The sequence below is a fragment of the Rhodoferax sp. genome (genome assembly GCF_037143375.1).
Taxonomy (GTDB): domain Bacteria; phylum Pseudomonadota; class Gammaproteobacteria; order Burkholderiales; family Burkholderiaceae_C; genus Rhodoferax.
In genome coordinates, this window is sequence record NZ_JBAWYV010000103.1 from 1 (window position 1) to 11462 (window position 11462).

The following is an 11462-nucleotide window of genomic DNA, read 5'->3' on the forward strand; positions in this document are numbered from 1 at the left end:
CCACTTGGCGTCCCAAAGTGGCGGTGTTTGCGCCCAGGTTTGAAAACAGGTAGGGGCCAGGTTCACGCAGCACATAGCTGTTGTTTTCAGCTGAACTTGCGCCCACCGGCGTATTGGAGCGCCAGGAGAGAGCCCGCAAATCGCGCTGACGGGTCAGGTCGTTGAGCGTAAAGATGCGGTTCAGCCGTGCCCCACCATCACGCGTGAGCGGATCCCAAATCAGGTTGCCGCTGCCGGAGGTGGACTTGGGCAGCATCACGTCAAACGGTATGGTGACGTACAGCCCTTTGTCAAAACTACCCTCGCCAAACACTTCGGCTGGCACATTGGTTTTGGTCGCCCAGGCACCTGCCGACACACCGTTGGAGAACACACGTTTGACATCAATCGTGGCACCCACGTCACCCGCCAAGTATTGGCCTGCGCTGAGCTTGACCTGCAAGTCGCGCCAACCGGTATCCCAATACAGCGTGGCGTGCCCAGTGCTGACGCTGTAGTCCCGAAACGCCAGGTTTTGATGAAAATCACGCTGGCGCACCTGGTTGACATCGACGCCGAATGCCAGGCGCCCTTGCCAGGGACGGTACAACCACTCGGCTCCCACCCCGCCGTACATCGACTCCAGCATGCCACCGTAGGCACTGACGTAGTGGCCGTTGCCAAGGTCACGCACATGCGTAAGTTGCAGCAGCGGCATGGTGAGCTTGGAGGTCGTGGTGAATTCTTGCTGGAAGGTGCGCACTCGCGGCAAACTGCTGGTACCAGCAAATTTGAAATTATCGTAGTTATCCAACAGTCGAAGATCAAACGCGCTGCTGACCCATGTGGTATCCGTAAAACGGTGCTCCAGCTTGCTTTGCAGGCCAAGCTGGTAGAGAAAGAAACTGTCGGGTCCGCCTAAAATCTGGCTATAACTGGGGCCCCATTCAGCACTGAAGCCGGGCGCCTTGCCTTGCCAGAAACTGCTGGCCTTGGCCTCGGGATCCACCGCAGGAATATTCGTGGTTTGACCCGGCACGACCTGCAACGCTGGCAACCGCAAAGCAGGGGGCTCAACCTGGGTGTGCTGAATGACCCACTCAGTGCGGTCAACCTCCACCTGAGACATGGGCAGGCCGCGTTCTCGCAGCTGCAACACAAAACGGGTAGAAGCCGCCGGCGCATCCCGGTGCAGTACGGTGACGGCGCGCTCAATGCGCTCTTGCAGGTGAATAGCCGCATCGGTCTCGGCCACCACGGTCGTGCTGTTGTGTTGGTGCGTGATACTGCGCACCGACCAACCGGTAAAGCGCTCAATGGTTTGGGCCGTACCGCCCCATCCGGCAGGTGGCAACTCGGCCGGCGCCGTGGGCAGCACTTTGGTCAAGGCCGGATCCAGCAGCTTGGGTGAATACAACTGGTGCAAGCCCCCATGCAGGGTCGCTCCGAGCATCAGGCTGTTGCCCCGCTCAAGGCCAAAACTCAAGTCGATATTGGGAGAGTAGCGGTAAACCGCGCCAAAATTCAACGGGCTGGTGGCCGGCTGGTTGTTGTTTTGGGGTTGGTGCTGGTAGTCGTTGCCATCCAACTCCAATTTGAAAATCCACGGGTCTGAAGGCGAGTGCCACTGCATGCCGCCAAAGAGCGCGGTGGCGCCATGAAACATGGCAGACGTGTTGGTGGTGCCGCCTTGGCCAAAATCTGCAGCTGGACGGGTAAGGTAAGCATCTCCCAAGAAAGACAAAGGATTTTTGATGTTGCCACGCCCACCCAGGTAACCCCAGCCCAAGCCCAGGCTGGCATCCCAATTGCCCCAGCGTTTGTTGGCGACCAGATATTCACCCGAGAACAAACCGGTGCCGCCCAGATCGCGCAAACCCACCGCCACTTCGGGGCCAAAAGCGGTTTCTTCGCGCAAGCGCAGCTTCAGGTCAATCGACTTGTCTTTGTAGCTCTGGCTGCCTGAAAAATCTGCAGCACCATACAGGCGATTGGATACATCGGTGTACCGAAATCCGGTCTCGAGCCAGTCGAGCCGCTGAAACATGACGGTGCCACTGGTGTAGGGAACCACCCGGCTCATGTGCAAACGCACCGCGCCGCTCGGGGCCATGCGGGCCGTGGGTGTTTGCAGCAGCCCGATTTCGCCCCAGTCACTGGCTGTGACCTGGGCCTCGCGGATGGGCGAAGCCGGCGTGTGTTGCACGGCCACGGTGTGCGTTGTGCCGTTGGGCAAGCTGAACTCACCGGGTAGCTGGGTGGCGAGGAAGCGGGCCAGGTTATCGGACGCGCTTTGGGGCAGACCAGCCTCTCGACCTGGTGCCCAGATCCAGGCGCCAGGGCCTGGCTCGGCCTGAGGTTCCTGGCTCCAGGCGGCTATGCCGTAGCGGGTGGTGCGGCCGTCGGCTTGGGCGATCCAGGCCCAATCGACCTGGCTGCTGGTGGCGCCGCCTAAACACGCATTCAAGTAATCTTGCACCAACGCGCCAGACACATGGGTGGCAATGCAAGGGGTGCCGGTTTCAGTCACCACCGTGACGGTCGTCGGACGCGGCATCAGCACCACGCGGTGGCCGTCTTGTAAAAATGGGTCTTGCTCCGGCGCCGACTGGAGCCAGCGGGCGTCAGCAATGGCTACAGTCAGCCGGCCGGTAATCGGCAAGCTCCTCAGCCAATCAGACAAATGGGTTTTAGCCTCAGCTGACAGCTTCACCCCGGGACTTTGTGTCAAACCCAGCAGTGTGGCTTGACGCAATTGCGCCTGCGGCGCGTGCTCGGCCTGCACCTGCCACTGCAGAGCCGTGGTGTCGGTGTTGGGGCCGGTGTTGCGCAGCAACCAGTCGCTTAAACGTTCCCCGGGAATGATGGCGCTTTGAACTGGGGCACCTACATGTGGTTCGCTCTGTGCGTGCGCCAAGTTGGAGGGGAGGATCCAACTGGTGAAACACAAAAATATCGCTTGAGCCATGCAGCTGAGCTGCGGGGAAACCTGTAACTTCAAGGGGCGCTTTCCTGAACCGGCCAGTGCTGCAACTTGAGGCAGAAGGTGGCCGACAAACATTGCTCTGAATAAACCACCGCGGGCTGACCACTGTGGCGGCCCATGGCGTACCAGGCCGGCGGCAGTGGCTGCGCGGTGGTGCTGAGCATGTCTTCACGAAACCACTGAGCGCCAGTCAAAGTCGCCACAGGGGGAGGGCCCAACCAAGCATTGACTTGGATGTGATCGCGAATGCCGTCGTGGTGGCCGGGCATCACGTCTCGTGTGCGACTGTAGCGGGCACCATCACGTGGCACGCTGGCCCAGTCGGGAGGCGCCACTGGAAAATCGACCCGACGCCAGTCCAACTCCAGACCACTGGTGCTGACAATGCGACCGTATTGCGTTTTGATCACTTCGTGCTTGGCAGAGTACCAAACTTCGATTTCTCCTTGCGGATGCGCATCGATGTAGCCCAGTACCAACAGTGCCGAAGGTCGACCAGCCACGTCTACGCGAAGGTAGCGGTACAGGGGATTGAGTTTGGCCGCAATGTTTAAGTCACTGCCGGAGGCAAACTTTTCAGCCACAACGCCGGATAGGACATCGGCCAAGGGGGTAGCGCCCGTAGCACATCCCAGCAAGTGCATCGTCACGAGCAACAACAACCCCCAACATGGGTGGCAACGAATCAATTTAATCAAAACAAAAAAGAAAAGCGCCCGAAGGCGCTATTCAGTACCAGCCAGCTGATTAACGTGAATTTGTGTTGGTAGTGCTGCTTTGGGACACAGCAGCCACAACAGCCGCCGCAGCAACTGCACCGATTACGATGGTGGAAGTAGCCACTGCGCCAACAGCAGCCGTGGTTGCAACGGTTGCACCAGCGGCAGCACCCGTAGTTCCAGCAGCGGCAGCACCAGTGGTGCCAGCGGCGCCTGTACCAACTGCAGGCGCAGCAGGCGCTTGTGCGAACACGGATTGAGCGAGTGCCAGTGCTGTGACGGCAGCGATTGCGAGTTTGTTAAATTTCATTTGGAATCCCTAAAAAAGTTACGAAGAAATAATACGATTTAAATACTAACCTAAAAACATATCAATTTTTATGACATTGATCTTCTTGCTCAGAGATTTCGGGCACTTTCCGTTACTAAAGCGCATCTACCAGTAATGTCTCAGCCATTGGTGACTACTAATGTTTTCAATCTTAAAGTACGCGCGCTAAAACACCAGCGAAACTGCGTCAGTCTTGCATAGATGGCGGCATAGCCCATGATGACTACCGCAAACGCAAGGGCCAACATGCTCGTATTTTCGGCAAACTCTATGGCCCAAGCCGCTGGGGTCGCAACAAACAACCAGCACAAGGGACTGGTAAATCCGTTCTGTAATGTTGCGCTGATATTGGGGAACGCGTGACGAACCAAGCGTCGGTGAATTAAATGATGCAAGTGCACCTTATCAGGTTGACCAGGATGATGACCTTCGCGATTTCTACGACGACGCACTGAAAAGCCAACCTCTAACACCGGGTACGCACACACCAAAATGGTGGTCCAGGCATTGAGCTGTGGGTTTCGCATGGGTAACAGAACGGCTAGCCAAGCCAGTAAAAAACCGAGCAAATAGGCGCCGCCATCGCCTAAAAATAATTTACCCAGCGGCCAGTTGACCGCGCCAAAGCCCAAAGCGCATACGGCGACCATGAAACATACAGTTGCCAGGTGTTCATCACCCACGTTGAGTGCAATCAAACCCATTGCACCTATCATGATGGCCACAGCGCCACTGGCCAAGCCATTAAAACCGTCAATGATGTTCGTGGCGTTGGCGACTCCCCCGACCGCGAAGGCGGTAAACAAAACGGCAATCGGCGTAAACGTGAGCATCCAGTCCAATGGTGCAAAGCCGGTATTGCGCATTGCCACGCCGGTCAGGTACCAAGCCAGGGCACCACTGAACATCGTGGCAAACAACCGAGGCAGCACCCCCACTTTTTTAGTGACATCTTCAGCCAGACCAAAAGTGAAGGCGGGTATTGCAGCCAGCAACATGGGACTGAGAATTTCGCGAACATCGGGCGTGGCCAATAACCAGGCTATCGCCAAGCCAAGCACTATGGCTACGCCGCCGATGCGCGGAGTGTCATGAACGTGGATCTTTTGAACGCCAAAAGTGCTGTCCGTGCTGAAGTGACCATGCCAATCGTGTGTTGTTACCAAAGCGATGCTTGAAAGCATCGCGACCGTGAAAATAATCAAATAGGTGGACATGATCAACTTGGCTGATGCATACGTTGAGATTCGATTAGATATGCCATGCTCTTCCTTCACTTCAAAAATGAGGCCCCCCTATGGAGCATCTTGTCGTTTGTAAACCGAAAATCTTTTTTATTTATTGAGAATAATTGTATTTCATTCACATTACAGATTCGTTTCACTTGGTTGGGTGCGAACTTCAGCAAATTTCTCAAGCACCAAAGCCTGCACTTGACCCCATGGTGGCAGTGCTTTTTCTGCAAAAAAACCAACAAATATTGGCTTTTTGGCTGTTTATGTAGCCAATGAACATAACGACCTACACAGAAGACGACGAAATTATTCCTGAGGTGCAACTGGCAGTTCTGCTGAGCAGATATTTGGTGCTGCGCTCCTAGGAGTGAGGTCTAAATTGCAGTACCTAGTCAATCTTCATACCATTAATTCATACCATCGTATGAATTACGCCTTATTTCAACGCCTAAACTACCCAGAATGATCTCCCTCATCCCATCGTCCATTCGCCGCTACCGCAACCAGCGTCACCTGACTCTGGAAAACGTCTCGGGCATTGCGGGCATGTCGGTGCAGCACCTGTCTGAGATTGAAAGCAGCAAGCGCGACCCGCGTTTGTCGTCCATCGAGCGCATTGCCGATGCGATGGAACTTGCCGTGATGCTGGTGCCAGAACACATGGCACCTGACATTCGCCGGTATATCGCATCCCAAGGCCGGGTGTTCACAACCACACAGACCCAAAAGGACCCAAGCAATGACGACCCAGCTTAGTTTTTCTGTACATGAAGACACCGACGACGAGACCAACAAGACAATTCAATACGGCACTTTTTCCAGAGACTGGGCCGAAGAAGATGAACTTGACGAGCTGATTGACAGCCTGGAAGCAGGCAGCATCAGCCACAAACAGGGCCTGCTGCGCGCGCAAAAGCTGCTGGTCAAGTTTCCAGGCCAGTTGGAGATTCAAAACTTCATCGCCAATCGTCTATGGAGCCTTGAGATGCGCGACGAATCCACCGACCTGCGTGAAAAAGCCTACCGGCAGGCTACTGCCCTCATCCCGCCCAGCTTCAAAGGACAGATTTCATGGGGGGAGGTAGACAACCGTTCCTTCTTGCGCATGGCCCACGGCTATCTGCTGGGGCTGATGCACCGGGGTGACGGCAAGGCCGCCAAGACTTTGGCTAAAAAGCTGCTGGCCTGGTGCCCTGCTGACAACCTGGGCGTGCGCATGCTGCTGGGCGACATCAGCCTGATGACGGGCGACATCCAAAGCGCCATGAAAAGCTATCTAAAAGAAGCCGCAGATTCACCGGCACATTGGTATCAGGCGGGTCAAATTGCGTTTAGGGAAGGGGATTTTGTGAATGCCTGCACCTATATGCGCCGTGGCATTGCGGCCAACCCTTATATCGCAGAAGGGCTCACCGGGCGCACCCTAATCAAAGAGCACCTGTATTGGCATGCCAGCAACCGCAATGGTCCGGAATGGGCGGCTGACTACCTGAGCGCGCCCGTGTGCGACTGGACAGCGCAAGAGATCGACTTTATTGACTGGGTGTTTAACTCGGCAGCGGTGCTACGCGAGCGCGCCAGCCTGATGGACCAGCATGAAGGGTTGACCTACGAGCGAGACGCGGTGCGCCGGGAGCCCTTTGCACTGCGCAGTTCTTACTTCGTCAAAGAGTTGACCAATGACTTGTCCAAAGCGATGGTGAAAAGGATTCAAAACCGCTATGGCGTGGAAATCTGGCCGTGGGACCGCGCAGGGTTTAACCGGGCAAGATGAGCAGATAGGATAAAAACGCTATGAATAAAAGAGCTACTCACGAATACCAGATGTGCGCTACAGGCCTATTTGTTCAAAGCCGCCAAAATCTGCCTAACCGCAGTCTCCGGCGCAAACAGTCTTGCATACAGGCCTCTGCACCTTTCCTTGTACCCACCATCGCTCCCCAAGCCATCAATCAGTTCCAGCGCAAGCAGCGCAAGAGTATCTGCGCTGCCGTCTTCGCTGACACGCCCCACGTTTTCATCGCGGATGATGCTTGCCAGGTCATTACCTGCATTGATATTGGCCAGAACAGGCAAGCCGCTTTGCATGTAGGTCAGGAACTTGCCGGGGATGTTGTGGGATTTGTGGCGGGGGTCCAGGGCTACCAGGCCGACTTGGCATTGTGCGTATAAGCAGGGAATTTCGTCAGGGTGAATTTCGTCTTGGAACAATACGTTTAACAGGCCACGTGCTTGGGCGTCTGCAGCCAACTTCTTGACGTCGCTGCCACGACCGACAAACAGAAAGCCGACATCGGTGCGATGAATCAGCTTTTCTGCCAAGTCAAGCAGGATGCCCATGTTGGCCACCAGTTCCAGGTGGCTCAATATCTCTGGCTCTTTTCTCTCGATGTAGCTTTTGACGGCGGGGTTGGCCAGCAGCTTGGTCAAGTAGCCCTTGGCCACCACCAGGTTGAGCAACTCAGATCCGTAGTTGCTTTCCGCATCTTTATAGGTAGCCTGCACCTGGCTCATCTCCTTCTCCAGCTTGACCAATTGCTCCATGGGGGCGGTTTTGCTGTCGCGCTCCGGTGGTGGCACATCTGCACGCTGCTCGGGCGGGGTGGCTTTGAGCAGTGCCTCCACATGCGCCACGGTGATGGTGTTGCTGGCCACCATCAGCTCCACCGCTTCCACCTGGCGGGCGGCTTTCATGTTGCGCAAGATGCGGGTCACATCTGGGGTGAACTGATGGTCTTGCAGCAGGGCAATGGCTTCGGGGCAAATGCCTGAAAGCAGGTTGACACGCTGGTTAATGGAGCTCAGGTTGACATTAAAGGCACGCGCCAGGCGCTCAGATTCAACTGGTTCACGCCCACGGTGACCGAATCGGCAACCAGCTTTGGTCGAAGCCAATGGTGTCGAGTCAGATGAACAAATAACGCGGAAACATGGGCTCGGCAACCGTTACTTAACCTGCAATGCATCAATTACCATGCAGTTACAAGTCGTTAAGTTATGGATTGGTGCGCTACGAACGCAATGAGGAATTGCGGCCCAAGGCCTTAGACCAAGCTTGGCGCAATCGCCTAATTTTCTCAGCCGACTCAGGTGTTTGGGCTGCACCACGCAGGGCCTGGCGAATAAAGATGAAGAGCAGCAACGCAAAACCAGTGGCGAGAGTGGACATCATGGCGATCAACGCCTTTTTAGGCTTGGCTTTGCGTTCCGGTGGCAGGGCTGTGTCTACCACCTGAATGAGAGCTCCTTCGCGGCTTTCGTCCACGCGGGCCATCTCGTATTGTTTGGCGAACAGTTCAAACAAAGTTTCATGGTATTTAAAGTCACGAAACTTGGCGATGTAGTCGCTATCGCTGCTGCCGGTAGAGGATGGCTCAGCTTTTTCGGCCCGGTCCATCTGGCTGCGCATGGCAAAGAGTTCGGTCTGCGCTTGTTTAAAGTCTGGGGCTGATTCAGTTAAATAGCCGCGCATGCTGGCCAGTTTGATCTCTTGTGCGGTGATGGTGGCTTTGAGTTTGGCCAAGCCCTCCACCGCAGCGGCTGGGCTGGCCTTGAGTGCACTGCTGTTAACACCGCTGGCCTTTAACGCCTGCTCAGATTTAATGAGATTGTCTTTGGCGTTGTTCAATTGCTTTTCAAAGAAAACCCGGCGCTGCTGGGCCTCTGTGATGGCTAGACGATTCATCAGCTTGCCAAGTTCTTCAATATGCGCGTTGGCCAACTGGGCAGCAAACACAGGGTCCTTGTCGCTGGCGTCGATGGTGATGAGGCCGTCTTTGCCGCTGGCAGCAACAACGTTGGCATCCAAAGCTTTGCGGGCGTCTTCATTTAGCTTGACCTCATAGCGATCAACGAGCTTAAAGCGGACAACCAACGCATCCTGCACACTGCGGCTTTTAAGAAACGCTACGTATTGGTCAGCCGGGTTTTTGATACCCCCTGCTGCACCAGCCAGACCACCCAACGCACCTAGACCCGCCAAGAGGGATGCTGCACCACTTTGCTGTTGCTGGGGCGGCATGAATTTTGTGGTGGCGGTGAATGTAGGGGCAATGGTGAAGGTCATGCCAAGCGCCAACAGACCGGCAACCAAGGGGCCAAGTACCAAAAGACGCAGGTTGTCCACCACCACCTGCAGCAGGTCCAGCAGGCTGATTTCGTCATCTTCGACGGTTTCGATGTTCTGGTTCATGGCGTTACAGCTTGCTGATGGTGCCGAGGGCGGCAATACCCAGGCCGAGGTTGGAGAGGATCTGGGTCCAGTCCTTGAAGCCGCGCACTATTATGTTGTAGCGACTTTCGCGGTCGATCTGGGCGGGTACCACCAAGGTGTCGCCGGGCATCACTTGCAGGGACTCAAAGCCGCCTGCAAACAGGCCACTTCGGTCGCGCCGGGCGATGATGCTGCCGTCGGCCCGCAGCACAAAAGCTTGGTCCGGCTCGGCATCTTCGGTCAGTCCTGCGGACTTGAGGACATCGGCCACGGTTTTGCCTTGCTTGTAGATGAAGACGTTTTCGTTACTGACCGAGCCAAAAGCCGAGACAAAGCCGGGCGCGGCCGGAATCAGGATTCGGTCCCCGTCTTCCAGCGGCAAGGCAGGAAGGGTGGCCAGGCTCTGAGCCATGGGGTCAAGCTCCAAGGTCAGGCGGCCATTGCTCTTGAAAGTTTTCAGGCGATTGATTTGACTCTGTACTTGCGCTTGTTGTTGCTGGAGCAGCAGTTGAGCTTGGGCTGCGTTGTCGGCACCTTTGTTTGAAGCAATGGAACTGGTTTGTGCTTGCGCCTGTGCCTCCAACTTGCGGGTGAGTGCGTCCAGGTTTTCTTGCTGGCGGGTGCGCACCGATTCACGGTTGAACTCGGTGCCAAACACGTAGGCTTGGGGGGTCAGGCCACCGATGCGCTTGAGCAGCTGGGGCAGGGTCTCGCCGGGTGTGGTCTGGTAGACGCCAGGGGCGGCCACTTCGCCTTCCACGCGCACCAAGCGGGACTGACGGTCTTGCGGCACGCGCAAGTCGTTTTGGCTCAGAATCGTGACGACGTCACCCACTTGCAGCGCCAAGTTGTAGGCGGGGTCTTTTTGCAGCACCGCTTTGCCAAGGTTAAATGGAATGAGCGTGGTGCTGAGGGTGAGACGGTCAAGGCGCTCGATGACGGCGTAGTCCCAGTTGATCTGATCGGCCATGCCGCGGATGCGGGTGGCAACGTTGCTGCCCGCGGCTTGGGCGACGTCGGTGTTTTGCACCAGCAGGTTTTTGCGTTTGTAGTAGTCGCCGGTCAGCAGGGCATCACGCTCGGGGATGAGGTCGAGTATTTTCATACCTTCAAACCAGCGGTAGCGCAGCGGGGCGGCCACAGTGCCTTGCAAGGTGACGGCATTGGCAAAGGCCGGACTGATGCCCAGCAGGGTGAGCACATCTCCGTCGTGGAGGGTTAGCTTAAGGCCTTGCTCATTGAGCATGATTTCTTGCACTTGTCGGGGTGGGTTACTGTCACGCGTGATGCGCTCCAGCAGGGCTTTTTGAGCGGTGGCCAAAGCGGGCACGCCGCCGCTCAGGTTCAGAATGTCTACCACGCTAGTGCTGCTGGTTTTTAGCTCATAAATAGCGGCCTGGTCAAAGGCGCCGGTCACGGCTACACGGGGGCCGACCGGTGGGATGACGATCACGTCGCCGGCCATCAGGGCCAGGTCATGCGATTTGTCGCCGCGTGCAATGAAGTCGTACAGGTCAAGCGTGCTGATGGTTTTGCCAGCGCGCTTGAGTTCGATGTTGCGCATGGAGCCATTGGCACTGGGGCCGCCGCTGGCAAACAAGGCATTGACCAGGGTGCTGAGGCTGGACAACTGAAACGTGCCCGGCTGGCGGGCCTGGCCTACTACATAGACCTGGATGCCGCGCAAACGGCCCAGTGTTGCGTTAGCCTGGAAGTTGGCAAACACCTTGCCCAAGTGGGCTTGCAAGGTTTTTTCAAGATCACGCACCGCGACACCCGCCAGGGTGACGACGCCGACCTTGGGGATGTTGACTTGGCCATTGCGATCGATGGTGAGGCTGCTGCTGAAGTCCATGGCGCCCCAGACCTGCAGGCGCACTTCGTCGCCCACGCCTAATACATAGTCCGCCGGTGCCGGCACGCTGCTGTCAGCTGAATAGGCTTGCGGGTTGTCAAACAGGTCGCGGCCGTACATGGGCAACAGACGGCCGGTGGACTC

General features: G+C 56.5%; 9 protein-coding genes. 2 read left to right on the forward strand and 7 right to left on the reverse strand.

All coding sequences use genetic code 11. The features are described from left to right. The 4 genes from WCG50_RS13815 to WCG50_RS13830 form a co-directional block, all read right to left on the reverse strand. Nucleotides 1-2947, reverse strand: a 2947-nt coding sequence (locus WCG50_RS13815) for a YjbH domain-containing protein (protein ID WP_336900184.1), incomplete at its 3' end; no start/stop codon positions are given. A 29-nt stretch (nucleotides 2948-2976) separates the two neighbouring features. Next, nucleotides 2977-3609, reverse strand: coding sequence for a YjbF family lipoprotein (locus WCG50_RS13820; protein ID WP_336900192.1), 633 nt, complete (start codon nucleotides 3607-3609; stop codon nucleotides 2977-2979). Between the two features lie 103 nt (nucleotides 3610-3712). After that, nucleotides 3713-3994, reverse strand: coding sequence for a hypothetical protein (locus WCG50_RS13825; protein ID WP_336900185.1), 282 nt, complete (start codon nucleotides 3992-3994; stop codon nucleotides 3713-3715). Nucleotides 3995-4134: 140 nt separating this feature from the next. Next, nucleotides 4135-5232, reverse strand: a complete 1098-nt coding sequence (locus WCG50_RS13830; protein ID WP_336900186.1) for a glycosyltransferase — start codon at nucleotides 5230-5232, stop codon at nucleotides 4135-4137. Between the two features lie 480 nt (nucleotides 5233-5712). Here WCG50_RS13830 and WCG50_RS13835 point away from each other — a divergent pair, with 480 nt between their 5' ends. Together WCG50_RS13835 and WCG50_RS13840 are read left to right on the forward strand one after the other, a co-directional pair. Then, entirely contained in the window at nucleotides 5713-6006 is a 294-nt protein-coding gene (locus WCG50_RS13835; protein WP_336900187.1) for a helix-turn-helix transcriptional regulator, read from the forward strand. Then, a complete protein-coding gene (locus WCG50_RS13840; protein ID WP_336900188.1) occupies nucleotides 5990-7024 on the forward strand; it encodes a hypothetical protein in 1035 nt (344 codons plus the stop codon). The genes WCG50_RS13835 and WCG50_RS13840 overlap by 17 nt, the downstream gene beginning before the upstream one ends. Nucleotides 7025-7089: 65 nt before the next feature. Here WCG50_RS13840 and WCG50_RS13845 read toward each other — a convergent pair whose 3' ends face one another. The 3 genes from WCG50_RS13845 to WCG50_RS13855 all read right to left on the reverse strand — a co-directional run. Continuing rightward, nucleotides 7090-8145, reverse strand: a complete 1056-nt coding sequence (locus WCG50_RS13845; RefSeq protein ID WP_336900189.1) for a plasmid partitioning protein RepB C-terminal domain-containing protein — start codon at nucleotides 8143-8145, stop codon at nucleotides 7090-7092. A 115-nt stretch (nucleotides 8146-8260) separates the two neighbouring features. Then, nucleotides 8261-9442, reverse strand: coding sequence for a Wzz/FepE/Etk N-terminal domain-containing protein (locus WCG50_RS13850; RefSeq protein WP_336900190.1), 1182 nt, complete (start codon nucleotides 9440-9442; stop codon nucleotides 8261-8263). Between the two features lie 4 nt (nucleotides 9443-9446). After that, a partial coding sequence (locus WCG50_RS13855; protein ID WP_336900191.1) for an SLBB domain-containing protein occupies nucleotides 9447-11462 on the reverse strand: 2016 nt, incomplete at its 5' end.

Excerpts from the sequence above, each read along its gene's own strand:
- WCG50_RS13840 (WP_336900188.1), top strand. The coding sequence starts at position 5,990 with ATGACGACCCAGCTTAGTTTTTCTGTACATGAAGACACCGACGACGAG.
- WCG50_RS13835 (WP_336900187.1), top strand. The coding sequence starts at position 5,713 with ATGATCTCCCTCATCCCATCGTCCATTCGCCGCTACCGCAACCAGCGT.
- WCG50_RS13850 (WP_336900190.1), bottom strand. The coding sequence starts at position 9,442 with ATGAACCAGAACATCGAAACCGTCGAAGATGACGAAATCAGCCTGCTG.
- WCG50_RS13825 (WP_336900185.1), bottom strand. The coding sequence starts at position 3,994 with ATGAAATTTAACAAACTCGCAATCGCTGCCGTCACAGCACTGGCACTC.
- WCG50_RS13820 (WP_336900192.1), bottom strand. The coding sequence starts at position 3,609 with ATGCACTTGCTGGGATGTGCTACGGGCGCTACCCCCTTGGCCGATGTC.
- WCG50_RS13830 (WP_336900186.1), bottom strand. The coding sequence starts at position 5,232 with ATGTCCACCTATTTGATTATTTTCACGGTCGCGATGCTTTCAAGCATC.